This is a genomic window from Pseudomonas khavaziana, assembly GCF_019145205.1.
GTDB classification, from domain to species: domain Bacteria; phylum Pseudomonadota; class Gammaproteobacteria; order Pseudomonadales; family Pseudomonadaceae; genus Aquipseudomonas; species Aquipseudomonas khavaziana.
Map to the genome: position 1 here is coordinate 244126 of NZ_JAHSTT010000001.1, position 23551 is coordinate 267676.

Consider the following 23551-nt stretch of genomic DNA (forward strand, 5'->3'; position numbering starts at 1 on the left):
GCGTACTCCTTAAAAGTAGATGATTTCGATAGTGCCGGAGCCGTTGATACGCACCACTTCACTAAGGTCCAGCGATTGGGTGGGGGCCAGGTAGGTCTTGATGCGTACGGTGCCGCTCAGGTTCTGGAGGGCGACCGGCCCTGCGGTGCTGCCGAGCTTGTCGGTGAACGCTAGGATACTGTTGGCGGCCATGGGGATCTGGCGCTGGCTGGAGCTGCTCCAGGCTATGCCGTTGCTGGTGGAGTCAGTCCGATACAGTGACGTGAAGGCATCCGCGGTGAATTCCGCCGGGTCGACCGTGACGAAATACACACCGATTTTATTGCGACTGGCATCCAGGTCCAGGCCGTAGGCAGTCTCGTCGAGCCCCCCAGTGGCCGAGCCTTCGCGGTTGTCAAGCATGCGCAGGGCGAATGGGGTCGGCGCATCGCAACTGACGGCAAAGCCCAGGGTGCGCAGGGGCATTGGGGTTTCGGTGGTGGCGTTCAGGCTTTTTGCCGGCAGGATGCCGTAATTCACCACGCCATGGTCAGACAGCGACGGTTGGCAGGCGGCCGGGGCAAAGTGTGCGCGCAAGGTCAGTTCGCGATAGCGCCCCTGCAATGGAGAGTAAAACGTCCCGGACACTTCCCAGGTGGTGGCGTCTCGCACCCGGGTGGCGGCACTATCGGCCCAGGCGCGCAACGTCAGTTGCAGAGACAGGGTGCTGCCTGTGACCACGCTGCCCTGCAAGGTCGGTGCGATGCCATGGCCGGCGCGCCAGTCCTGCATGCTGGCGTTGCTCAGCGGCGGTTGCCCAGGGGCGGCGAGCAGGCCCAGTTCCACCGCCTTGCCATCGACCACGCCGTTGCTGGCTTCAATCTGGTAGTGCCCATGCTCGGTAAAGCGCAGTTGCTGCGCATCGGCGGCCAGGGCGCGGTAGAACAGGCTCAGGTCTTGGGGCTGGGGGCAATTGAAAGTCAGGCTCAGGCGCCGTTCGCCGAGCAGGCGTTGTGGCGCACTGTCGTTCTGGGCGATACGGCTCATCAAGCCGAAATCGAGCAGCGATTCGCTGAGCGTGAGTTGGCATTCATCCGCAGCCACGGCCTTGCCGGCCAGGCCGAGCAGTAGCCACAGGCTGATAGGGCGCAGGAAAGTCATACGGGACATCACGGTGATCCTCATGGCGTTTGGCATCGGGCAGGGGCGGTTTCGAAATACACCGACGGGTCGGCTTTCTCCGGCAACTCGAAGCGCAACACACAGCGGCTGCCGCCCGGCAAAGTGACCCACAGCGTCGGCTGCTCCAGCACATTGGGCAGGAACACTTGGCTGGAGTCCTGCACCAGGGTGACGAATTCACCCTCTGCGGTGCTGACCGAGGCGCCCCTTGGCAAGGGCGCGCCCCCATCGGTGCTGACGGTGAGCAATGCGCGACGCGTCAGGCCTACGCCGAACTCGACCCGGTCCACCGCGCCGCGGCCTGCGGCGATCACCGCCAGGCCGTTGCTGATATCGGCGTTGCGCGGCAGCGAACGAGTCTGGACCTCCACCGGGCTACGGCCATAGGCGGCGACCTGGGGCACTACCGCCTGGCCTTGCCAGTCGGTCCATACCGGCCCACTGGGGGTGCTGACCTTGATCCCGCTCATCTCACCCACCGAGAGCAGGGCGAAGGTGTCGCGCACCGGGTAGGGCGAGAATGTCACTCCGTCGCCATGCAGCACTACGCCGCCGCGTGCGCCGCCCTGGTAGCTGGAACGCTCTGCATCGGAGCGGCTGTAGCTCAAGTCGAGCTGTGTGTAGCGCGGCAGGGCGGAGAGGCCCAGGGTGGTTTCCACTTGGTTGTCGCGGGTGTCGTGCTCGGCGCTGACGCGATAGCTCAATTGATCGTCGAGCTGGTCGTTCATGCCGACGCCGGTGCGATGTTCGCCGCCGGAATTGCGTGCCCAGGCGCGCACCCGGCGATTGTCGCCCAGGGGCAGGCTGATATTCAGGTAAACGGCATTGTCCTGTTGATCCTGCCCGCCCATCTGCCATTCGGCGCTGGCAGACAGCGAGACGCCGCCGACGCTGGTGCCCCAGGACGCCAGCGCCCGACTGCTGCTGCGTCCGTCGAAGCTGGCCGAGCGGGACACCCCGGCACTGAAGGCGCCGAGCCAGGGGTGGGACCAGCCCAGGGTGGCGCTTTGCTGGTCGCGGTAACGCGAACTGCTGTGCTCGCTGGTGACCTGGCGATAGGTGCTTTCTTCCAGCTCGCGATAGCCTGGGCTGCGCCAGGAGTTGGCGGCACTGAACGACCACCGCTCATTCAGGCGCTGTGACCAGGACAGGTCGGTTTGCACTCCAGACACCTGTTCCCAGCCGCTGGCATCCGATACCTGGCTGGTCAGTTGCACTTGGCTGTCCAGCCACGGCAACCAGCTCAGGCTGACGCCGCTGGCACGATAGTTGTCGGCCACCGTCACACCGCCGCCGACGCTCAGTTGCGGGTGCACGGGGCCGGTCCAGCCGGCGCTGACCACCCAGGGATCGGTGCCCTGGGCATCGCCGATATTGCGTACGCGGCCTGCCGCCAGGGAATAGCCCGGCGCAGGCAAACCGAGGCCCAGCATCGCCGCCGGCACGGTGAAGCGGCGTTCACCACCGACGCTTTCCTTGACCGTGACCTCCACATCCGAACGGGTGTTGAGGCGACGCACATCGCTCAGGGCAAATGGCCCGGCCGGCACTACCGTGGAATGGATCAACGCACCGTTCTGGCGTACCTCGACCTGCGCCGGGCTGTTGGCGATTCCTTCGATCACCGCGCCCTGGCCTTGCTCCTGCAGCGCTTGCTCGGTGAGCACCTGCACCCCGTTGATCTGCGCGCCAGCCAGCACCGGGTTATAGAGGTTGATCTGCCCGGCCTGCAGCACCGCCTGGTGGCTGGAGAAGGTCCGCTGGGCATAGGCTTCCAGATGGGTGCTGCGCGACAGACCATCCTGCCAGGTCTGAACCTGGCGGCTGCGCACGATCCAGTCGCCGGCATTGAACCCGATTTCAGTATTGGCCGAGCCGAACCGGCTGGCGTCATCGCCGTACCGGTTATAGAAACCACTGAGGTCGTAGTTGAGCAGTCCGGCGAAACCACCGGTTTCATACCCCGAGACATCTTGGGGCGTCGGGCGCAAGGCTTCGGTGGGCACCACCAGGGCTACCGAGAGTGTGGCTGGATCCGGCTCCACCAGGCTTTGCGGGTACTGCCCAAGAAAGTCGTGGCACGGGCCGCTGTCGTTGGGCGTCAACAGGTGGGCAGCGTCCAGCAGGGCGCGATCAAAACACAGCTGGCCCTGTTGATCGAAAGCCGCTTCCAGGCGGCCACGACGCTGGCCGTTGACCCGCAGGGTGACCGTATGCCGGCCGGCAGTGAAGCGCGGCGCGTCCAACAGCAGGCTCGCCAGTTGTGGGTCGATGCCACGCTGGTGCAGGGTCTGGGCGTCGAAGCCGGGCCGTGGCGCCACCTCGGACCACGCCTTGGCCGGCACCAGTGCGCACAGCAATACCAGGGTCGCCAACGGTTGACGGACAGATGCAGCGGGCACGGCTTCGCCGTCACGGTAACTCAGGACTGTTTTCACGAAAGGCACTCAATCTGGTGGACGCCCTGTGCCGGCCCTGGCTACGTTGGCGGCGTCCTGGTAACGGTCGATGAGCCGTTACTCGTTATGCAGGCGCCTACCTGGCGCCTGTGGGTTTCAAAGGGTTATGGGCGCGTCGTAGGCGGCGACCGCAAAGCCATACACCGTGGCCGGCTGCAGCCGCACCTGCGTGGCTGGCCCGCCGGTAGCCGGCACGCTCAGGGTTTCTCCGGGCAGCACATAGGTGCGCGGCAGGGTCGCCTGACCATCACCGGGCAGCAGGCGCAGCTCCTGCGCCAGGCGCACCACATACGGCGTATCGTTGCGCACCTGCAATGTGCCGTTGCGCAGGGTCCAGGTCAGGTCGGTCCAGGGCGTGCGATTGATCGCCAGGCCCTTGGGGTGCACGATCACCGGCAGGTTCTGGCGCACGGTCACGCCAACCCGGGCATGTCCGGCTTCGGTGGCTGCCCGGCCCTGGGGCATGCCTTCGAATATCACGCGTTTGAGACGCTGGGCGCGCAGCGGTGCCTGGTTCTGCAGGATGAAGCGCACCAGTTGCGACTTGCCGCTTTCCACCCGGGACAACGGCGGCGTCACCACCAGCAGCGGCTCGGTGTCCTCGGGAATGTCTTGCAAGGTCACGTGCAGCAATGCCAGGTTGCTGTCGGTGTTGGTGACCGAGACAGCCGCCTCGCCATCGGCTTCATGGATGATCACCACGGAGGTGTCGGGCACCATGCCGTCAGCCTGGGCATTGAAGCTCAACAGTAAGGCCAGGGTCGCGAGTGTGAGGCGTGTCGACGTCATGACAAAGTTTCCATTAGGTAAGTGAGTGGGTCAGAGGTAGCGCAAGTCCAGGACGACGGACCCGTCGAGGGGCACTTCCTGATCCAGGGTCAGGTACTGCGAAAAGTTGATCGAGGTGTCGACCCGCAGTTGGACGTTCAACTGGCGGATGAAGTCCGGTTGACGGTCGCCGGGCAGGGCAAACCCCATGTAGGACCTGGGATAGGCATTGGGCTCCGTCGCCCAGGTTTCGCCGCTGTCGTATGAGGCCAATACCTGCATGGTCTGTGCGTCGCCCACCGGGTTACGCAAGGACAGCGCTACGGAGCCAAGGCGCTCCTGCGGGGCATGGATATTTCGGCCCAGGCCGTAGAAATAGTCCGGTGCCAGGGATGAATCGGCACGGTTGTCGATGCCCACCAGGGCAAACAGCATTGGCCGGTTGCAGCGTACCGTCAGCTCCAGCAACTGGGCTGGCAGCACGGTGAATTCGTCGCTGCTGAGGGTGTGGGCGGGGATGCGGCCATGATCGACGGAGCCGTTGTCGGACAGTTCCACATTACAGGCGTCCGGGGTCACCCGGCCGGTCACCGTGAGGTCGACAAACGAGGCCGCGAGCGCCGGGGCGGTCAGTGTCAGTGTGAGTACGACAGCAAAAAGGCGAGGGCGCGTATTCATCGGTGCAGGGTCACTGGTTCGAATGAGGGTGGCCGATACGAAAAAAAGCCCATGACGGCCGGTTTCCAGGCGGGCATGGGCGTTCAGCGGGTCAGAGATAAATCACAGTCAGGGTGGCGGAACCGTCGATCTGGACTTCGTTGCTCAGGTCCAGGCCATCGGTACGGTAGATGATGGTTTGCACCTCCAGGTCCATCTGCAGGTCCTGCACCGGCACGGGTTGGGAGGCGTCACTCATGACGGCCACGGACATGTACAGGGTGGGGTCCCAGAATCTTTCAAGGTACCAATTGTCTTGGCCGTTGACAGAGGCGATGGACTGTACTTCAACGGCGTCGGCGAGCGGGTTGGCGATCCGCAGGACGTAGTGGCCGAGCTTCTGGTTGCCATTGATCAGGCCCAGGCCATAGTCGGTGTTACTGATCGAGGAGCCCCTGCGGTTATCTTCCGATTGCAGCGCGATAAGGGTCTGGCCCTCGCATGTCACCGACATGGTCAAGGTGTGGTTACCGATAATCGTGGTGCCGTCGGGGTTCAGATCCTTGGCGGAAATCTTGCCGTGGTCGATCACCCCACCACTGGACAGGCTCGGCGTGCAGGCGCTGGGAACGATCAGGCCCGTGACCGTCAGGTCCACGGTGGAGGCGGCGAAAGTGGTCGTGCTGGCGAGCAGCAGCGTTGCGCTGGTCAATGCGCCAACGAATAGTTTGTTCATGGGACGTGTTCCTTCGATAGGGGCTGTGTACGGCAGTTACAGGTACATGAGTTGTACGGTGGCGTGTCCGTCCACCGGCACTTCGTCGAGCAGCGTCAGGCTGCCGCTGGGCGCGATATGGGTGTTGAGCCGGAGGTTGGCCTGAAACTGGCGCACCGCTACCGGCACCGGCACGTTGTTGATCGCCACCGCCGTCAATACGGTGGGGTTGAGCTGGGTGCCCAACTGCCAGGTCGTGCCGCCATCGCTCGAATTGATGGTCTGGGCGGGTAGGTTGTCAGCCAGCGGGTTATGCAGGTTGAAGCCGGCGCCGCCAATCTTCTCGCCTTCTGAAGTCATGCCCAGGCCGTGCCAATGTGGGTGATTGGCGCTGGAGCCTGGCCGGTTATCGATGGTGTTCAGGGTGAACAGCGTCGGCCCTTCGCAGTTCACGCTCAATTGCACGGTTTGCCGAGGCAGAGGCGTGTACTGCTCGGCGTTGAGTTCCCTGGCCGACATTTTTCCGAAATCGACCACGCCGCCGCCGGTAATCAGGGTGTCGCAGGCACTGGGGGTAATCACCCCCCTGACGGTGAGGTCTTGGGAGCTGGCCGCGACGACGGGCGGCGCACAGGTGATCAACAGGACGCTGCCAAGGGCAACCAAATGCTTGTTCATAGAATGTGTTGTTCCGGTGTGTGGCCAACAGGCGAAAACAGACCCATGGCGACCCACTGCAGCAAGGCAAGTGCTGTCAGGTCTGGTTTATAGCCGCCCTGATAAATGTGGCGGATCGTTACCCTCTGGCGGGGTGCACACAATTTAGTGATCGCCGGTATGCGCGGACATACAACTTTTACGACATTGGCCCAGAGGCGAGTAGAGCGATGGGGTGGCGAGGTTATTTAGGCTAGAAAGTTGTTTTTCGTAGTTGTTGTATCGTCAGCTGTGTGGTCAAAAGGATATTTTGACAGTGCGATTACAGTTATTTGAATGGCTTTAAGCGCTGCGCCAGGCAGTGCCTTGAATGGTTGTTCCTGACTGTTACGTCAGTGCTGCCCGAACCTAAGTAGTACTGCAAAGGAGCACCTGATGAGGTAAGCGGGCGTGCTTTCGAGCAATGTCGCTGCGCAGAACAACTGATGCGTCAGGTTACGACACCGGCACATTGGCGGCATCATCGTGTGTTAGTGGTGGAGGATCATTCCGCCTACCGGGCAATGATGGGCTGGCAGTTAGACAAGCTCGGGCTGAGCCACCAATTGGTCGAAAATGGCAGCAGTGCCATGGCGGCCATTGCGTGCCGGCGTTTTGACCTGGTGATCAGCGATTGCCAGATGCCGGTCATGGATGGTTACAGCCTGGCGCGTGCCATACGCCAGCGCGAGCAGGACCTGGGGTGTGAGCGGGTGCCGATCATCGCGCTGACCGGCAACCTGGTGCACGACGACCCGCAACGTTGCCGCGACGCCGGCATGGATGCCTGGTTGCTCAAGCCGCTGGCCCTGGAGTCGTTGCGTGACATGCTGATGCACTGGCTGCCGGGCGCGCCCGCAGCGCTTTGCAACCAGCCGCCGGGCGTTGCTGCGCTGGATTGGCCGACCCGTGACAGTCTGGTCGAGTTGTTTGGCAGCCCGCGGGTCGTGGATCAGATGCTGCGCAGCCTGCTCACGGAAGCGCAGCGAGACACCAAGGCGCTGACGCATGCGCTGAATGCCCAGGATGCCAGCTTGACCGCCGAGCGCTTGCATCGCCTCGTGGGCAGCCTGGCCTTTTTGGGGGGCGCGGGGCTGGAGTCCAGAGGCAGCGCCTTGATCAGCGAGGTACGTGCCCATGGCGTAGCAGTCAACCAGAGGAAGTTGGAATTTTTCCAGAGCGACCTGGCGGCTTATCTCGACTACTTGCGTGGTTTATGACGAATTGTCGAAATTGAACGGTTTTGTAGTGACTTTGGGGTGTAAGAATTTTCCTTTTGTTTTGTAAGTTCAAAACTACCCCCTTCAAAACATGGGGTGCAGCTGAACTTCACTTGCTGTTACCGGTTGTTACCAATCGCCAGCAGGGTTATTTTGCGTGCATTCAATTTGCCATCATCCGTGGGTATCTATGCTTCGTGTAATTATTGCTGACGATCATCCCATCGTACGTATTGGGCAGAGAGTGGTGATTGAGGCGGGCGGCAGGTGCAAAGTGGTTGCGGAGGCCAACGGTCCCGATGAGCTGCTCAACTTGCTGGCCGAGGTGCCTTGCGATGTGCTCGTCACTGACTTTGCGATGCCTGGGGGCCAGCAGGCCGACGGTTACGGCCTGCTGAGCCTGTTGCATCGCCAATACCCGGGGCTGCCGGTGATCCTGGTGACCATGTTCGCCAACGTCGCCACCTTGCGTGCCTCGTTTGCCCATGGCGCACGCGCCATCGTTGCCAAGAGCGCTTCGGCCAAGGAGTTGCCTCTGGCAATCAGGGCGGTGTGCGCCGGCCAGAACTTCGCCAGCGAGTCCCTGCGCGAGCAGTTGTTAGAGGCGGGGCCGGGTGATCAATCGCAACAGCCGCAGCTGTCAGGCAAGGAGCGCGAGGTGGTGCGAATGCTCGCCAGCGGCATGACCGTCAGCCAGATTGCGGCGCGGGTCAATCGCAGTATTTCCACTATCAGCAAACAGAAAAGCACCGCCATGCACCGATTGTGCATATCCACTGACGTGGACTTGTTCGCTTATGCGCGTGCGGCGGGAATGGTGCCGTAGAAAGTTGCAGTTTTATGACAAGGATGAATTAACTAGTGTGAGTTTTGATTCGTATTAGTTGTATTCAGCTTGAAGTCGGCCTGCTCTAAGTTGTCACGGTCTTCTCGTCGTTATTGCGGTGAGGTCTGACATTCCTAGTCTAATTAGTTGAGCCGAACTGCAGGTTGGCAAAACGCCGGAGTGCGTTGTTCGATCCTTTGGTAATCGGCCGAAAGTGAGCATTGATATGCAACCGTCTCGTGCACTTATGACCGCCGCCTTGTTGTGGGCGGGTGTTTCCAATGTAATGGCCGCGTCCAGTGTGGACCTCAGTGTGGTCGGCAAGATCACCCCGGCAGCCTGTACGCCCACCCTGTCCAATGGCGGTGTGGTAGACCATGGCAAGATCTCCGCCCAGGACCTGCACCCCTCGCTGGAGACCGATCTTCCCAATGCCTCTTTGCAGGTGTCGGTGATCTGCGATGCGCCGACGTTGATGGCGATCAAGAGCGCCGATAATCGTCCCGGCACTGCGACAGACCCCGGCTATGAGTCGGCTTCAGCGTTCGGCCTTGGCCTGGCCAGTAACAATGCAAAAATCGGCAAGTACACCCTGAGGATGGCTGAAGTGAGCGCTGACGACGTACCGGGAATCCCGATTGAGTCGGCCAATGGCGGCACGTGGCTCGATGCTTCAGGGGACACAGCCTGGCAGCCGGGCTTTATGCGTACCATCAAGGACCCAGGTAACTCCATCCCGACGCCGCTGGCGATGACCACCTTCAAGGGGGTGCTGGAGGTGGTCGGCAAGCTTAACCACAAGAGAAATCTGCCGATTACCGAAGAGATCCAGATCGACGGCAGCGCTACTCTGGATGTGATCTACCTCTGACGCGGCCGGGCATCACTCATCGACGTGGTGAATAGCCATGGCTTTCCCACGCGGTGCGGACTATCGTTCAGTCCTTCCTGAACCACGTGCGAAACCTGCCCATGAGTGATGCCCATAACGCCCTGATCACCCAGTTCTACCAGGCCTTCCAGCGTCTGGACGCCGAAGCCATGGCCGCCTGCTACACCGATGACGTGGTATTCAGCGACCCGGCCTTCGGTGAATTGCGCGGGCGCGATGCCGGTGACATGTGGCGCATGCTCACCACCCGTGCCAAGGACTTCTCCCTGACGTTCGACCAGGTGCGCAGTGATGAAACCACCGGTAGCGCGCACTGGGTGGCGACCTACCTGTTCAGCGCCACCGGCAATACGGTGGTCAACGATATCGGCGCCAGGTTTGTATTTCGCGACGGCAAGATCTGCGAACACCACGACCACTTCGATCTGTGGCGTTGGTCGCGCCAGGCGTTGGGCCTCAAGGGCCTGTTGCTGGGCTGGTCGCCAGTGCTGAAAAACGCCGTACGTGCCCAGGCACGCAACGGCTTGAAGGCATTCCAGGCCGGTCGTTGATAAGATTGGCGTCCCTGCGGTTTGCCGAAACGACTTGTGACTGATCCTTCTGAATCCAAACCCTGGTTTGTCTACCTGGTGCGTGCCGCCAATGGCTCGCTGTATTGCGGCATCAGCAATGACCCGGTGCGCCGCTTTGCTTCCCATCAAAGCGGCAAAGGCGCGCGATTCTTCTTGTCCAGCCCGGCGGTGGCGTTGGTGTACACCGAGCAATGTGCGAGCAAGGGCGAAGCGCTGCGCCAGGAACGGCTGATCAAGAAGCTGAAGAAGAGCGCCAAGGAGTGTCTGGCGGCGAGTGGCGCTCAATGATCAAAATTATTTGCGGATTCAGGTGAGGTAAAACACCGGCCCATCCGTGTAGTGCATGAAACTGCGATCTATTCGCATTAACAGCGTTTTCTACACGGGTTCTCACAGCATGAAGGCAACGGCAGGCGGTTGGGTAAAACAGTGGCTGGGAGCCTCGGTATTAGCGGTGTCGGGGCTGGCATTGCTGCCACTTGGCATCGCCCAGGCGCAGGAGCAGCAAAGCGCCCAATTCAGGTTTGCCCTGGCCGCCAAACCGTTGCCCCAGGCCCTGAGCGATTTCAGCCGGGTCACCGGCCTCAGCGTGATCTACACCGATGAAGCGCCCTACGGTCTCTATGCCCCGGCGGTCAGCGGACAGATGAGCGCGACCCAGGCCCTGCAACGTCTGCTGAGCCAGTCAGGCTTCACCTTCCGCCAGATCGACCCCCGCACCCTGGCCCTGGAGCCGGTGCCTACCGAGGGGGCGTTGAACCTCGGTGCCACCACTATCAGCGCCGCCAACCCGACCCAGGACAGCACCAGCTACCAGCCGCCGCCCACCAGCTCGGTGATGCGTTCCCACGGCCTGCTGCTGGAAACCCCGCAAACCGTCAACGTGGTGCCGGCCCAGGTGCTACGCGACCAGCAGCCGCGCAACCTGGATGACGCCCTGGGTAATATCAGCGGCATCACCCAGTCCAACACCCTCGGCAGCACCCAGGACGCGGTGATGTTGCGCGGTTTTGGCGACAACCGTAATGGCTCGATCATGAAGGACGGCATGCCGGTGGTGCAGGGCCGGGCCATGAACGCGACCGCCGAGCGTGTCGAAGTGCTCAAGGGCCCGTCGTCTTTGTTGTATGGCATCCAAGACCCGGGCGGCGTGGTCAATATCGTCAGCAAGAAGCCCGAGCTGGTGCAGTCCACTTCCCTGACCGCCCGTGGCTCGAGCTTCGGCAGCGGCAAGTACGGCAGCGGTGGCAACCTGGACACCACCGGCCCGCTCGGTGACAGCGGCCTGGCTTATCGACTGATCGTCGATCATGAAGATGAAGACTACTGGCGCAACTACGGCACCCACCGTGAGACGCTGGTGGCGCCGTCCCTGGCTTGGTATGGCGACACCACCCAAGTGGCAGTGGCCTATGAGCACCGCGAATTTCTCGCGCCGTTCGACCGTGGCACCGCCATCGACCCCAAGACCAACCACCCGTTGAACATTCCCGCCACCCGTCGCCTGGATGAGCCATTCAACAATATGGAAGGCCGCTCGGATTTGTACCGCCTCACCGTCGACCACGACCTGAACGACGACTGGAAGGCCCACTTTGGCTACAGCTGGAACCGCGAAACCTACGATGCCAGCCAGGTGCGCGTGGTCAAGGTCAACACCAACGGCACCCTGACCCGCAGCATGGATGGCACCCAGGGCGCGTTGACCACTGACCGCTTTGCCACCGCCAGCCTCGAGGGCAAGGTGAACGTGGCCGGCATGCAGCATGACCTGGTGTTCGGCCTGGACGACGAGTACCGCAAGATCTACCGCGCCGACCTGATCCGCCAGGCACCACGTGGCACGTTCGACTATAACAACCCGGTGTACGGCAACGAAGTGGCGGGGTCCAGAGTCAGCGCCCCGGACAGCAACCAGACCGACCTGCTGCGCAGCGACTCGCTGTTCTTCCAGGATGCGATCCACCTGAACGATCAGTGGATCCTGGTTGGCGGCGCGCGCTACCAGATGTACGACCAATACGCGGGCAAAGGCGTGCCGTTCACCGCCAACACTGACGGTAACGGCCAGAAATGGGTGCCGCGTGCCGGGCTGGTGTATCGCTACACCGATGAACTGTCGTTCTACGGCAGCTATACCGAGTCGTTCAAGCCCAACTCCACCATCGCGCCACTGGCGAATAAAACCGTGCTGGACGGCAGCCTGCAACCGGAGGAGTCCAAGGCCTGGGAGCTGGGCACCAAGTTCGATATGCCGGGACGTATCACGGCGAGTGCGGCACTGTTCACCATCGACAAGCGTAATGTGCTGGTGCAGGTCGGTGAAGGCTTGACCTCGGTCTACAGCGTGGCAGGCAAGGTGCGCTCCCGTGGCCTGGAGGTGGACGCCAGCGGCCAGTTGACCGACAACTGGAGCCTGATCGGCAGCTATGCCTACACCGATGCCGAGGTCACCGAAGACCCGACGCTTAAAGGCAACCGCCTGCAGAACGTGGCAAAAAATACCGGCTCGCTGTCGGCGGTGTATGACTTCGGCAGCATCTTCGGCGGTGATCAATTGCGGCTCGGTGCGGGCGCCCGCTATGTGGGCAAGCGCGCCGGGGACGCGGCCAACAGCTTCGAACTGCCGAGCTACACCGTGGCCGATGTGTTCGCCAGCTATGACACCAGGCTCGAGGGGCAGAAGGTCAAGTTCCAGCTCAATGTGAAGAACCTGTTTGACCGTACTTACTACACCTCGTCGGTGAATACGCAGTTTGTGTCCATAGGCGATGCGCGGCAGGTGTCGGTGTCCAGCACGCTGACCTTCTAACGCCATCCCTTTGTAGGAGCGAGCTTGCTCGCGAAAAACGTCAACGCTCACGCGGGCTGCCTGGTTTAACGCGTTGCCTGTGCGTTCTTCGCGAGCAAGCTTGCTCCTACAGTGTTAGCGTTGCCGTTATTGTTGATTTTGCGGGAACGGCACACTGATGCACTTTGGGAAATGGTTTCACACCAGCGCCCTGCTGGTCGGCTTGAGCTTGTTGCTGGGCGGCTGCGCCAGCGTTTCGCAGACGTCCACGCCTGCCGCCCTGGACAAACTGTTAAGCGACCCGGCGCTGCACGGCGCCACGGTGTCGCTGATGGTGCGCGATGCCCGCACGGGTAGCACGCTCTACCAGCACAACCCGCGCACCCGGCTGGTGCCGGCTTCAAACCTCAAGCTGCTGACCACTGCGGCCGCGATGGATGTGCTGGGGCCGCAGTACCGTTTCTCTACCCAGTTGCTCAGCAATGGCATACGCCAGGGCGACCGCCTGACCGGCAACCTTTATCTGCGTGGCCTCGGCGACCCGAGCATCCAGTTCGCCGACTATCAGGCCCTTGCCGCGCAGTTGGCCAGCCAGGGCGTGCGCCAGGTGCAGGGCGACCTGGTGTTCGACGACACTTGGTTCGATGCCGAGCGGCTGGGTGTCGACTGGTCCCACGACGATGAAACCACCTACTACGGCGCGCAGATTTCAGCGCTGACCGTGTCACCCAATACGGATTTCGATGCGGGCAGTGTACTGGTCACGGCCAAGGCTCCGATGCGGGCTGGCTCGCCGGTAAGTGTCGATATCTTTCCGCCCACCGATTACCTGCAACTGAGCAACCGTGCCGTGAGCGGGCCGGGCAACAGCTATGGGATCAACCGTCGCCATGGCACCAACCTGCTGCAACTCAGTGGCGCAGTGGCACCGGGTCGGCAGAGCCAGCAACTGGTCAGCGTCTGGGAACCGACGCAACTGGTGGCCAATCTGTTTGAGCAGGCGTTGGCGCAGCAGGGGATTATGGTATTGGGGCGCCGGGTGATTGGCGGGGCGAGTCCGGCAGCAGTGACGGTCCTGGCCGAGCACCAATCGGCGCCATTGCAGGAGCTGATCGTGCCGCTGCTCAAGCTCTCTAACAACAACATGTCCGAAGCCTTGCTCAAGGCCATGGGGCGCCAGACCGCCAATCGCGGCACGGCGGCGGCGGGCGTGGTGGCAGTGGGCGGGTTCCTCAAGCGCCAGGGGATGGACACGGCCGCACTCAATCAAGTGGATGGCTCCGGCCTGTCGCGACGTAACCTGGTGTCTTCGCAAGCCCTCACCGACCTGTTGCTGGCGGCGAGCAAGCAACCATGGTTCAACGCCTGGTACAGCGCGCTGCCGATTGCCGGCAACACTGACCGCATGACCGGCGGTAGTCTGGGGCATCGCCTGCGCGCCACCCCAGCGCAAAACAACCTGCATGCCAAGACCGGCTCCATGGGCGGCGTGTCGTCATTGAGCGGTTACCTCACCGACGCCCACGGGCGCAAGCTGGTGTTCTCGATGCTGACCAACAACTATGTGGTGGCCGGCGCGCAGGTCAAGGCGCTGGAGGATCGCGTGGCCGTGGCCCTGTCACGCAGCGAGGATTGATTCAGGGCTGATAGCCCATGCGCCAACTCACGGCCCGGGTCGCTGCCAGTAGATGCTGCGCCGCCGGGCCATCTTCATCGGCGTGAAACAGTGATGTCGGGCCGACTACGGTCATCACCGCCGCCACGTGCCCGACCGCATTGAACACCGGCGCCGACAACGCATCCACGCCGGGCATCAGCAAGCCATGCACAAAATGCAGGCCACGGCTGCGGATCTGCTCGCACACCGTGGCGTAGGCCTGATCGTCCGCCAGTAAGTGGGCGGTGCCGGCTTGAATCTCGCGTTCGCGCAATTCCACGGTTTCCCTCGATGGCAGGTAGGCGCTGAACACCAGCCCGGTGGACGAACTGAGCAATGGCAATACCGATCCCAACTGCGTCACCACCGTGACGGCACGCACCGCCGGCTCGATCTGCACCACCGTCGCGCCCTGGTTGCCCCACACCGCCAGAAAGCAGGTTTCATTCAATTCATCGCGCAGCTCCGCCAGGGGCATCGCCCCGACTTTCAACACATCCATGCTGCCCAGCGCCGCCAGGCCCACGCGCAACGCTTCGCGGCCCAGGCCGTAATGGTTGGTGGCGGCGTTCTGTTCGGCAAAACCCGAGGCGATCAACGCCTGTAAATAGCGGTGGACCTTGCTCGCCGGCATCTGCACATGTTCGGCCAGGCGTGACAACGAGGTGGAGGGAGACAGTTCGGCCAGGGCCTTGAGGATATCGGTGCCAACTTCCGCCGAGCGGACTTTCTGTTTACCGGTGTCGCGGGGCTTTTCCATGGAAGGGCGAGAATCCGAGAGATGAATGGGCGTCTTTATAGCTTGACGCTCGAAAGCGATCAAATTACGTTATGCGTAACTGAATTACGATAAAAATAACTTGTGTACAGAGGAAGATCCATGGACCTCGAATACCTGTCGGGCTTCGGCAATGAATTCGCCAGCGAAGCCTTGCCTGGCGCGCTGCCGGTCGGGCAGAACTCGCCGCAAAAAGCCCCCTACGGGCTCTACACCGAACTGTTTTCCGGCACCGCTTTCACCATGGCTCGCAGCGAAGCGCGGCGCACCTGGTTGTACCGCATCCAGCCGTCGGCCAACCACCCGGCGTTCATCAAGCTGGAACGGCAATTGGCGGGTGGCCCGTTGGGCGCGGTGACGCCTAATCGCCTGCGTTGGAACCCGTTGGACATTCCGAGTGAACCGACGGACTTTATCGACGGCCTGGTCGGCATGGTGGCCAACTCGGGGTCGGAAAAACCTTCGGGCATCAGCATCTACCACTACCGCGCCAATCGCTCGATGGAGCGCGTGTTCTTTAATGCTGACGGCGAACTGTTGATCGTCCCCGAGCAAGGCCGCTTGCGTATTGCCACCGAACTCGGCGTGCTGGATGTCGAGCCGCTGGAAATCATCGTGCTGCCCCGTGGCTTGAAATTCCGCATCGAGCTGCTGGATGCGCAAGCACGCGGCTACGTCGCGGAAAACCATGGCGCGCCGTTGCGCCTGCCGGATCTCGGACCTATCGGCAGCAACGGCCTGGCCAACGCTCGCGACTTCCTTACACCCGTTGCCCATTATGAAGATCTCAAGCAACCTACAACGCTGGTGCAGAAATTCCTCGGTGAACTGTGGGCCTGCGAGCTCGATCATTCGCCACTCAACGTCGTCGCCTGGCACGGCAATAACGTACCGTACAAATACGACCTGCGGCGTTTCAACACGATCGGCACGGTGAGTTTCGATCACCCGGACCCGTCGATCTTCACCGTATTGACCTCGCCCACCAGCGTGCATGGCCTGGCCAACCTCGACTTCGTGATTTTCCCGCCGCGCTGGATGGTGGCCGAGAACACCTTCCGTCCACCGTGGTTCCACCGCAACCTGATGAACGAATACATGGGCTTGATCCAGGGTGCCTACGATGCCAAGGCCGAAGGCTTCCTGCCCGGCGGCGCGTCGCTGCACAGTTGCATGAGCGCCCACGGCCCGGACGGCGAGACCTGCACCAAAGCCATCAATGCAGACCTGGCGCCGCACAAGATCGATAACACCATGGCCTTCATGTTCGAGACTAGCCAAGTGCTGCGCCCGACCCAGTTCGCCCTGGAGTGCCCGCAACTGCAACCTGCTTACGACGCGTGCTGGGCCTCGTTGCCCGCCACCTTCAACCCGAATCGGAGATAACTCATGACGCAACCGACGCCTACCCGTAGCTGGGTGGCCTCCGCCAACGGCCACGCAGATTTCCCCCTGCAAAACCTGCCCCTGGGCATATTCAGCATCAATGGCTCGGCACCGCGCAGTGGCGTGGCGATTGGCGACGCGATCCTCGACCTGCACGCAGCGCTGGACGAGTTTGACGGTGAAGCCCGACGTGCCGTCGAAGCCACGGCGGGTGGGCAACTGAACGCCTTCTTCGAACTCGGCCGGGGCCCACGGGTGGCGTTGCGCGAGCGTCTGTTGGAGCTGCTGGCCGAAGGCAGCAAGCTGCAAACCCGCGAGGCGCAGGTGCTGCACCGTGCTATCGATTGCCAGATGCACTTGCCGGCCAGGATCAATGACTACACCGACTTCTACGTCGGCATCGAGCACGCGCAGAATGTTGGCAAATTGTTCCGCCCGGATAATCCACTGCTGCCGAACTACAAGTACGTGCCGATTGGCTACCATGGCCGTGCCTCGACCATTCGCCCTTCAGGTACGGATGTACGGCGCCCTAAAGGCCAGACCCTGCCGGCCGGCCAAACCGAGCCGACATTTGGTCCTTGTGCGCGCCTGGACTATGAGTTGGAACTGGGCATCTGGATCGGCCAGGGCAATGCCATGGGCGACGCGATTGCCATCGGCGATGCCGCCGAGCATATCGCCGGCTTCTGCTTGCTCAACGACTGGTCGGCGCGGGACATCCAGGCTTGGGAATACCAGCCGCTGGGGCCGTTCCTGTCCAAAAGCTTTATCACCAGCATCTCGCCATGGGTAGTGACGGCCGAAGCGCTGGAGCCATTCCGTAAAGCACAACCGGCGCGGCCCGAGGGTGATCCACAACCCTTGTCGTATCTCTTGGATAAGCGCGATCAGAACGCGGGTGCCTTTGATATCGAACTGGAGGTGCTGTTGACCACGGCTTCGATGCGTGAGCAGAACCTGCCCGCTCATCGCTTGACCTTGAGTAACACCGAGCACATGTACTGGACCGTGGCGCAAATGGTTGCGCATCACAGCGTCAACGGCTGCCAGTTGCAGGCCGGTGATCTGTTCGGCTCGGGCACCTTGTCCGGTCCGCAACCGGGGCAGTTTGGCAGCCTGTTGGAAATCACCGAAGGCGGTAAGAAGCCAATCGAATTGCCCAGCGGGGAGGTGCGTAAATTCCTCGAGGACGGCGACGAAATCATCCTGCGTGGCCGTTGCATCCGCGAAGGGTTTGCCAGCATTGGCTTTGGTGAATGCCGCGGCACCGTGGTCGCGGCGCGTTGAGAGGGCAGGGCAATGGAACTCTATACCTACTACCGTTCCACCGCCTCGTATCGGGTACGGATTGCCCTGGCGCTCAAGGGCCTGGACTTCACCGCGTTGCTGGTCAACCTGCTGGTGCCGGCAGGCGGCGCCAATCACCAGCCTGAGTACCTGGCGATCAACCCGCAAGGGCGCGTGCCGGCGTTGCGCACTGATGAAGGCGCGCTGCTGATTCAGTCACAGGCGATCGTTGAGTACCTGGAGGAATGTTATCCACAGGTACCGCTGCTTCCGAAAGATCCCGCGTCCCGTGCCCACCAGCGCGCAGTGGCGTCGATCATCGCCTGCGATATCCACCCGTTGCATAACTCCAGCACTCAAAACCTGTTGCGTAAGTGGGGGCATGATGAAACGCAACTGCTCGAGTGGATCGCCCATTGGGTCAGCCAGGGCTTGGGCGCGGTGGAACAGTTGATTGGCGATGACGGGTTTTGCTTCGGCGCGCAGCCGGGCATGGCGGATGCGTTTCTGATACCCCAGCTGTATGCGGCCGAGCGCTTCAAGGTGCCGTTGGGCGCGTACCCGCGTATCGGCCGAGTAGCGGCGTTGGCGGCGCAGCATCCAGCGTTTGTGCAGGCTCATCCTGCCAACCAACCTGACACCCCTTAGTTTTCAGAAACTGCCTAAATCCAAATGTGGGAGGGGGCTTGCTCCCGATTGCTGTGTATCAGCAATAAGTTTGGCAACTGGCACACCGCTATCGGGAGCAAGCCCCCTCCCACATTTGATCGTGCCAACATAAAAAAATAAAGGTACCTTGCGATGCACAATCAGATTGCCAGCTTTCGCGCGGCACTCGACGCCCGCCCGGTGTCGCGCTATCAATGGTTGATTCTCTTGCTGCTGGCGCTGCTGCTGGTCACCGATGGCTATGACGCCCAGGTACTGGGCTACGTGGTGCCGGCCCTGGCCCAGGATTGGGGCCTTGAAAAATCCGCGTTCGGCCCCGTATTCAGCGCCAACCTGCTGGGCCTGACCCTGGGCTCGCTGCTGGTGACGCCGCTGGCGGATCGGTTTGGCGTACGGCGTATCCTGCTGGCCTGTGTGCTGATCTACGCCAGCCTCACAGTGCTGATGGTGTTTGCCAATTCCCTGACCACACTGATGGCGGCACGGTTTATCTGCGGCATCGGCATGGGCGGCGCGATGCCCAGTGCTATGGCGTTGATGTCCGAATATTCGCCGCCACGCCTGCGCACCTTGATGGTGACCCTGGCAGCGTGTGGCTTCTCATTCGGCGGCGCCGCGGGCGGGTTTGTAGCCGCCGGGTTTATCGACGGCTTTGGTTGGCAGGCGGTGTTCCTGGCTGGCGGGGTGACGCCGTTGCTGCTGTTCCCATTCCTGGTGTGGCTGTTGCCCGAATCCCTGCCGCGTCTGTTGCGCGATGCACCGCCGTACCTGCGATTGCGCAAAGTCACGGCGCGCATGTCGCCCGACTGGCAACCGCCACCCGCGAGCGGCGCCGAAAACCTGCGGGAGCAGGGCAGCAAGTTCACGGTGGTGGAACTGTTCCGCAATGGCTACGCCCGCCCGACGTTGTTGATCTGGGCGACCTTTTTCGTCAGCCTGATTCTGCTGTATTTCATGATCAGCTGGTTGCCTTCGCTGCTGCTTGAAAGCGGCCTGGCACTGAATGAAGCCAATTTGGTCACTTCCATGTTCCTGTTCGCCGGCACCTTGGGCGCGATCCTTATGGCCTGGTTTGCCGACCGCCTGAAAAGCAAGGTGCGACTGCTCTCCGGCGTACTGGCGGCAGCGGCGTTGTTCACCGTCCTGCTGGGCTTGAACCACGACAACCCACGCTACCTGGTGGCCTGCGTGTTTGCCGCCGGGTTTTGCATCATCGGCGGACAACTGACCCTCAATGCGTTTGCCAGCAATTTCTACCCGGCACAGGTGCGCGCCACCGGCACGGGCTGGGCGTTGGGAGTGGGGCGGTTCGGTTCAATTCTGGGGCCGTTGTTCGGCAGCCTGTTGCTGGCGATGCACATACCGGTGCAGCAGATTTTCTTCTTCTGCGCGATTCCGGCGGTAATTGCAGCGTTGCTGATTATTCAAGTTCGGGCGCCGGGGCCTACTACGCCTCAAGGGCCGCTGCACAACGACATTCTCAAACCTTCACTGTAGGAGCGAGCTTGCTCGCGAAGGCCGCAAGGACACTGCGTTAAACCAGGATGCCCGCGTTATCGTTGACGTTTTTCGCGAGCAAGCTCGCTCCTACAGGGGGGCTCAGTGCACCACTGAATTGGGTGGCAGGTGCCCCAGCCGCTCGGTCAGCCGCAGGCGCTGTATCGGATCTTCGCTGAGCATCAGCGCATGTTCCAGGTCAAAGCGTTCAGCACTCGGGCAGTCCAGGCGCTGGTACAGGCTGGCCCGCGCCAGGAAGTCGGCGGCGTTGGCACCGCCCAGTTCCAGCACGCGCTCGGCGTCTACCAAAGCGGCCAGCGGTTCGTCGTTGGAAAGGTGCAGTTGGCGCAGGTTGCGCGACAAGCGTTGCAGAATCGCCCGTGGTTCGGCGGTATGCAGGTGGTCGGCCTGCAACTTGAGTTTCGGCCCGTATTGCCGGTGCAGCAGCTCGCGACAGTCATTGGGGTACAGGCGCCGTCCACCGCACGGGTCGAGCAGGTGATCGGTACCGGGTACCCGCAGCAGGAAGTGGCCCGGGAAGTTCACACCGACCATGGGGATCTCCAGGCGCCGCGCCATTTCCAACGCGATCAGGCCCATGGCCAAGGGCTGCCCGCGTTTGCGTTGCAGCACCTTGTCGAGCAATGCGGCGGCGGGACGCAACGGGGTGTGGTCATCCTGGGCAAACCCGAGGTCATTCATGCGCCGCAGCAGCGGTTGGCCCAGCTCGTCCGCCGGCAGCATGGGCATGCCCAGGCTGACCTGTTGTTGCAGCGCGGTGAGACCCTGCAGGATCAACAGTGGCTGCACGCTGGCGTCGTGTTCGGCAGCAATCCACAGCGCCGCTTCGAACAGCGCAGGGGGTGAACGGTCCAGGCAGGCGAAAAAGGCGGTGCGGGGATTCATTGCGTTCTCCGGCGGATGCCCCTGTTTTAGCCTTGCTGGGAATTTTCGTCCAGCATCTTGAGAAATATCCCACTTTCTTATGTCTTGGAGCCCACGAATCTGAGCCGCTTATTCCAGTGCGATCCAGCAGTTTTCTGACGTAAGCCTATAATTGGGCCAACACTAAAAGTGATTCGGGAGCTCGAAGATGTTTGCGCTCATGCACAGCACCCGCCTTGAATCGCTGCACCTGAGCGTCGATCCGGTAACGGGGCTGAAGGCGATCATTGCCATTCACAACAGTCGTCGCGGGCCTGCCTTGGGCGGTTGTCGCTACCTCGCTTACCCCGATGATGAAAGTGCCGTGGCCGATGCTGCGCGGCTGGCCCAAGGCATGAGCTATAAGGCCGCGTTGGCTGGGCTGTCGGTGGGCGGCGCTACTGCGGTAATCATGCGTCCTGAGCACGTGGAAAGTCGTGCGGCGCTGTTCGAAGCATTTGGCCGCTGTATCGAAAACCTCGACGGCCGCTACATCACTGCCATCGACAGCGGCACCTCAGTCGCCGATATGGACTGCATTGCCCAGCACACCCGCTTCGTCACCAGCACCACGGCCGCCGGCGACCCTGCGCCACACGCTGCCATGGGCGTCTTCGCCGGTATCCGCACCACCGCCATGGCGCGCCTGGGCAGCGACAACCTCGAGGGCCTGCGCGTCGCGGTGCAGGGCCTGGGCAACGTCGGCTATGCCCTGGCCGAGCAGTTGCACGCCGCCGGAGCCGAACTGCTGGTCAGCGACATTGATCACGGCAAGGTGCAACTGGCCATGGAGCAACTGGGCGCCCACCCCATCGCCAACGACGCCTTGCTCAGCACCCCCTGCGACATTCTCGCGCCCTGCGGCGTGGGTGCCGTTTTCAACCGCAGCAGCGTCGGGCAACTGCGTTGCGCCGCGGTGGCCGGTTCGGCCAGCGCCCAACTGACCAACCTGGACATCGCCGACCAGTTGGAAGGCCGTGGCATCCTCTACGCCCCGGACTACGTGATCAATTCCGGTGGCCTGATCTACGTCGCCCTCAAACACGCCGGCACGGACTTGCCTGGCATCACCGCGCACCTGTCAAACATCGGCACGCGCCTGACCGAAATCTTCGCCCACGCCCAAGCCGAAAAACGCTCCCCGGCCCGGGTGGCCGATGAGCTGGCCGAACGCCTGCTGTACAAATAGCCCAGGCATTAAAAAGGCCCTGAATCGATGATTCAGGGCCTGTTCAATTCGGGCTTTATTCTGCCGCCGGGTTCAGCAACTCGGACAGCGCGTCCGGTTGGCTCTTGAACGCCTTGGCAAATACATCGCGGTTCTTCGCCATGTAGATCCCGGCTTCTTCCACCTGCTGCTCGCTCAGCGACGGCACGGCTTTTTGCAACACTTCTGCCAGCAACTCAGCGAGTTCAAGCATCTTGTCATGACGGTCAGCTTCGGCTTTATCCATGAACAAACGCTCCAGATCTCGGCTGCTGCGGTATACCACTTCGACGGCCATTCACCACCTCACATGCCTTCACGATAGTTGTCTTTTGCGACTACTGTATTTATATACAGCCAAAAGGATAAGCCAAACGTTGGGGTTTGGATAGTAGGTTTTTAATGTAGTTGGGAAATGGGGGTTTGCTACACCGGAAATTTCTGACAACTTGCCGGGGTTGCGCTGGAATTGTCCGGTGGCTTACCTTCCTCGGGCGCTGCATTTGCAGCGAGCGGGCTTGGCGGCCCGGTACGAAAGGCGCAATAACGCTTTAAACAGATACAGACGCTAATGGCGTTTGAGTTTCTGTGTAATGGCGGGTTGCGCACGGACCCTTAGGGGGGCCGGTTCTTTCGTACCGGTCCGCCAACCTTGTGCAATCCGTCACCCAACCTGCTTGGCGGCAGGCGGTGCTTGGTTTCCCTACGAAAGGTGCTGTCTCATGAAAAAAATTACCCCCAATCCCCCATCGCTATTCAGTGTCACGCCTGAAGCAGATGTAGAAACCTTACTGGTCAATGCCAGCGAAACCCTCAGCAGCGCCCAGGAAATGGCTAGTACGCTGGCCTTTGATCTTGAAGGTCCTCAGCGAAGCTTGGCGTTGGCTATTTACCAAGTGGTAGAACTGGGTGGCTTGTTAGTTGACCGAGCGCTGGAACAAGTAGCACCCGTTTGAGTCCCCACCACGCCTTTGCCGAGTGAGTTGGATGTGGCGAGCGAGCGAGCTTGCTCGCGCTGGGCTGCGCAGCAGCCCTAATTCAGGCAAGGGTGTGCTATCAGGAATCACAGTGACACGCTCTTGGGGGCGCTTCGCACCCTAGCGGGAGCAAGCTCCCTCGCCACATAGGAGGCGTTCATATGAAAAATAAGTGTTCTGAAGTTTCTCAACGCATTGAGGACCATTTGTCCTACGAACAATGGTTCAGAGCCCGAGTGCTAGAGGCTTTGGATGATCCAAGCCCAGGCATCCCTCATGACGAAGTCATGAGGGAGATGAAAGCGTTCATCGAGTCGAAGCTTTCACTCCATCCGACCGATTAAGTGCCTAATATCAGCCCGCCACCATCTCACTATCCTGCCTATGGCCTTGTTTCTGCATACAGAAC

General features: G+C 61.6%; 23 protein-coding genes. 14 read left to right on the forward strand and 9 right to left on the reverse strand.

Annotated features, from left to right (window positions below; translation table 11 throughout):
- Positions 1-9: 9 nt before the first annotated feature.
- From KVH01_RS01050 to KVH01_RS01075, 6 genes are all read right to left on the reverse strand, one after another.
- Positions 10-1149, reverse strand: coding sequence for a DUF1120 domain-containing protein (locus KVH01_RS01050; RefSeq protein ID WP_217880151.1), 1140 nt, complete (start codon positions 1147-1149; stop codon positions 10-12).
- A gap of 11 nt (positions 1150-1160) precedes the next feature.
- Positions 1161-3599 (reverse strand): fimbria/pilus outer membrane usher protein, encoded by a 2439-nt coding sequence (locus KVH01_RS01055; protein WP_217880152.1) that lies wholly within the window; start codon positions 3597-3599, stop codon positions 1161-1163.
- A gap of 117 nt (positions 3600-3716) precedes the next feature.
- Positions 3717-4409: a fimbria/pilus chaperone family protein gene (locus KVH01_RS01060; RefSeq protein ID WP_043048603.1), complete on the reverse strand. Its 693-nt coding sequence runs from the start codon at positions 4407-4409 to the stop codon at positions 3717-3719.
- Positions 4410-4439: 30 nt separating this feature from the next.
- Entirely contained in the window at positions 4440-5153 is a 714-nt protein-coding gene (locus KVH01_RS01065; protein ID WP_404821998.1) for a DUF1120 domain-containing protein, read from the reverse strand.
- A gap of 4 nt (positions 5154-5157) precedes the next feature.
- Positions 5158-5781: a DUF1120 domain-containing protein gene (locus KVH01_RS01070; RefSeq protein WP_217880154.1), complete on the reverse strand. Its 624-nt coding sequence runs from the start codon at positions 5779-5781 to the stop codon at positions 5158-5160.
- A 36-nt stretch (positions 5782-5817) separates the two neighbouring features.
- Complete coding sequence (locus KVH01_RS01075) at positions 5818-6438, reverse strand: DUF1120 domain-containing protein (RefSeq protein ID WP_043048606.1); 621 nt, start codon at positions 6436-6438, stop codon at positions 5818-5820.
- A gap of 464 nt (positions 6439-6902) precedes the next feature.
- Between KVH01_RS01075 and KVH01_RS01080 the strand changes: the two genes are divergently transcribed.
- From KVH01_RS01080 to dacB, 7 genes are all read left to right on the forward strand, one after another.
- Positions 6903-7676: a response regulator gene (locus KVH01_RS01080; protein ID WP_225923943.1), complete on the forward strand. Its 774-nt coding sequence runs from the start codon at positions 6903-6905 to the stop codon at positions 7674-7676.
- Positions 7677-7866: 190 nt separating this feature from the next.
- Positions 7867-8502: a response regulator transcription factor gene (locus KVH01_RS01085; RefSeq protein ID WP_043048608.1), complete on the forward strand. Its 636-nt coding sequence runs from the start codon at positions 7867-7869 to the stop codon at positions 8500-8502.
- 226 nt (positions 8503-8728) lie between these two features.
- Entirely contained in the window at positions 8729-9373 is a 645-nt protein-coding gene (locus tag KVH01_RS01090; RefSeq protein ID WP_217880155.1) for a DUF1120 domain-containing protein, read from the forward strand.
- Between the two features lie 101 nt (positions 9374-9474).
- Positions 9475-9945, forward strand: a complete 471-nt coding sequence (locus tag KVH01_RS01095; RefSeq protein ID WP_217880156.1) for a nuclear transport factor 2 family protein — start codon at positions 9475-9477, stop codon at positions 9943-9945.
- 36 nt (positions 9946-9981) lie between these two features.
- Entirely contained in the window at positions 9982-10254 is a 273-nt protein-coding gene (locus KVH01_RS01100) for a GIY-YIG nuclease family protein (RefSeq protein WP_043048612.1), read from the forward strand.
- A gap of 109 nt (positions 10255-10363) precedes the next feature.
- Entirely contained in the window at positions 10364-12778 is a 2415-nt protein-coding gene (locus KVH01_RS01105) for a TonB-dependent siderophore receptor (RefSeq protein ID WP_217880157.1), read from the forward strand.
- A 157-nt stretch (positions 12779-12935) separates the two neighbouring features.
- Complete coding sequence (dacB, locus tag KVH01_RS01110) at positions 12936-14393, forward strand: D-alanyl-D-alanine carboxypeptidase/D-alanyl-D-alanine endopeptidase (protein ID WP_217880158.1); 1458 nt, start codon at positions 12936-12938, stop codon at positions 14391-14393.
- Between the two features lies 1 nt (position 14394).
- On the opposite strand, the gene KVH01_RS01115 is transcribed toward dacB, so the two are convergent.
- On the reverse strand, positions 14395-15174 hold the full coding sequence (locus tag KVH01_RS01115) for an IclR family transcriptional regulator (RefSeq protein ID WP_217880159.1): 780 nt from the start codon (positions 15172-15174) through the stop codon (positions 14395-14397).
- Between the two features lie 120 nt (positions 15175-15294).
- On the opposite strand from KVH01_RS01115, the gene hmgA reads away from it, so the two are divergent.
- From hmgA to KVH01_RS01135, 4 genes are all read left to right on the forward strand, one after another.
- The gene (gene hmgA / locus KVH01_RS01120; protein WP_217880160.1) at positions 15295-16578 is read left to right on the forward strand and encodes a homogentisate 1,2-dioxygenase; all 1284 of its coding nucleotides are present in this window, start codon (positions 15295-15297) and stop codon (positions 16576-16578) included.
- Positions 16579-16581: 3 nt separating this feature from the next.
- The gene (gene fahA / locus KVH01_RS01125) at positions 16582-17868 is read left to right on the forward strand and encodes a fumarylacetoacetase (RefSeq protein ID WP_217880161.1); all 1287 of its coding nucleotides are present in this window, start codon (positions 16582-16584) and stop codon (positions 17866-17868) included.
- A 12-nt stretch (positions 17869-17880) separates the two neighbouring features.
- Positions 17881-18516 carry a maleylacetoacetate isomerase gene (gene maiA / locus KVH01_RS01130; protein ID WP_217880162.1) on the forward strand — a complete coding sequence of 212 codons (636 nt, stop codon included), beginning with the start codon at positions 17881-17883 and terminating at the stop codon, positions 18514-18516.
- Positions 18517-18669: 153 nt separating this feature from the next.
- Entirely contained in the window at positions 18670-20034 is a 1365-nt protein-coding gene (locus tag KVH01_RS01135; RefSeq protein WP_217880163.1) for an MFS transporter, read from the forward strand.
- Positions 20035-20136: 102 nt separating this feature from the next.
- Here KVH01_RS01135 and KVH01_RS01140 read toward each other — a convergent pair whose 3' ends face one another.
- On the reverse strand, positions 20137-20940 hold the full coding sequence (locus tag KVH01_RS01140) for a SirB1 family protein (RefSeq protein ID WP_217880164.1): 804 nt from the start codon (positions 20938-20940) through the stop codon (positions 20137-20139).
- Between the two features lie 187 nt (positions 20941-21127).
- Between KVH01_RS01140 and KVH01_RS01145 the strand changes: the two genes are divergently transcribed.
- Positions 21128-22147, forward strand: a complete 1020-nt coding sequence (locus KVH01_RS01145; protein WP_217880165.1) for a Glu/Leu/Phe/Val dehydrogenase family protein — start codon at positions 21128-21130, stop codon at positions 22145-22147.
- A 55-nt stretch (positions 22148-22202) separates the two neighbouring features.
- Here KVH01_RS01145 and KVH01_RS01150 read toward each other — a convergent pair whose 3' ends face one another.
- Positions 22203-22463 carry a YebG family protein gene (locus KVH01_RS01150; protein ID WP_003188807.1) on the reverse strand — a complete coding sequence of 87 codons (261 nt, stop codon included), beginning with the start codon at positions 22461-22463 and terminating at the stop codon, positions 22203-22205.
- A 424-nt stretch (positions 22464-22887) separates the two neighbouring features.
- Between KVH01_RS01150 and KVH01_RS01155 the strand changes: the two genes are divergently transcribed.
- The gene (locus tag KVH01_RS01155; protein ID WP_217880166.1) at positions 22888-23121 is read left to right on the forward strand and encodes a DUF6124 family protein; all 234 of its coding nucleotides are present in this window, start codon (positions 22888-22890) and stop codon (positions 23119-23121) included.
- A gap of 182 nt (positions 23122-23303) precedes the next feature.
- Entirely contained in the window at positions 23304-23486 is a 183-nt protein-coding gene (relB, locus tag KVH01_RS29665) for a type II toxin-antitoxin system RelB family antitoxin (protein ID WP_124411590.1), read from the forward strand.
- Positions 23487-23551: the final 65 nt, after the last annotated feature.

Coding starts and splice junctions, on each gene's coding strand:
- KVH01_RS01140 (WP_217880164.1), bottom strand. CDS start 20,940: ATGAATCCCCGCACCGCCTTTTTCGCCTGCCTGGACCGTTCACCCCCT.
- maiA (WP_217880162.1), top strand. CDS start 17,881: ATGGAACTCTATACCTACTACCGTTCCACCGCCTCGTATCGGGTACGG.
- relB (WP_124411590.1), top strand. CDS start 23,304: ATGAAAAATAAGTGTTCTGAAGTTTCTCAACGCATTGAGGACCATTTG.
- KVH01_RS01150 (WP_003188807.1), bottom strand. CDS start 22,463: ATGGCCGTCGAAGTGGTATACCGCAGCAGCCGAGATCTGGAGCGTTTG.
- KVH01_RS01050 (WP_217880151.1), bottom strand. CDS start 1,149: ATGTCCCGTATGACTTTCCTGCGCCCTATCAGCCTGTGGCTACTGCTC.
- KVH01_RS01070 (WP_217880154.1), bottom strand. CDS start 5,781: ATGAACAAACTATTCGTTGGCGCATTGACCAGCGCAACGCTGCTGCTC.
- KVH01_RS01155 (WP_217880166.1), top strand. CDS start 22,888: ATGAAAAAAATTACCCCCAATCCCCCATCGCTATTCAGTGTCACGCCT.
- KVH01_RS01095 (WP_217880156.1), top strand. CDS start 9,475: ATGAGTGATGCCCATAACGCCCTGATCACCCAGTTCTACCAGGCCTTC.
- hmgA (WP_217880160.1), top strand. CDS start 15,295: ATGGACCTCGAATACCTGTCGGGCTTCGGCAATGAATTCGCCAGCGAA.
- KVH01_RS01060 (WP_043048603.1), bottom strand. CDS start 4,409: ATGACGTCGACACGCCTCACACTCGCGACCCTGGCCTTACTGTTGAGC.
- KVH01_RS01090 (WP_217880155.1), top strand. CDS start 8,729: ATGCAACCGTCTCGTGCACTTATGACCGCCGCCTTGTTGTGGGCGGGT.
- KVH01_RS01135 (WP_217880163.1), top strand. CDS start 18,670: ATGCACAATCAGATTGCCAGCTTTCGCGCGGCACTCGACGCCCGCCCG.
- KVH01_RS01075 (WP_043048606.1), bottom strand. CDS start 6,438: ATGAACAAGCATTTGGTTGCCCTTGGCAGCGTCCTGTTGATCACCTGT.
- dacB (WP_217880158.1), top strand. CDS start 12,936: ATGCACTTTGGGAAATGGTTTCACACCAGCGCCCTGCTGGTCGGCTTG.
- KVH01_RS01105 (WP_217880157.1), top strand. CDS start 10,364: ATGAAGGCAACGGCAGGCGGTTGGGTAAAACAGTGGCTGGGAGCCTCG.
- KVH01_RS01145 (WP_217880165.1), top strand. CDS start 21,128: ATGTTTGCGCTCATGCACAGCACCCGCCTTGAATCGCTGCACCTGAGC.
- KVH01_RS01080 (WP_225923943.1), top strand. CDS start 6,903: ATGCGTCAGGTTACGACACCGGCACATTGGCGGCATCATCGTGTGTTA.
- KVH01_RS01085 (WP_043048608.1), top strand. CDS start 7,867: ATGCTTCGTGTAATTATTGCTGACGATCATCCCATCGTACGTATTGGG.
- fahA (WP_217880161.1), top strand. CDS start 16,582: ATGACGCAACCGACGCCTACCCGTAGCTGGGTGGCCTCCGCCAACGGC.
- KVH01_RS01115 (WP_217880159.1), bottom strand. CDS start 15,174: ATGGAAAAGCCCCGCGACACCGGTAAACAGAAAGTCCGCTCGGCGGAA.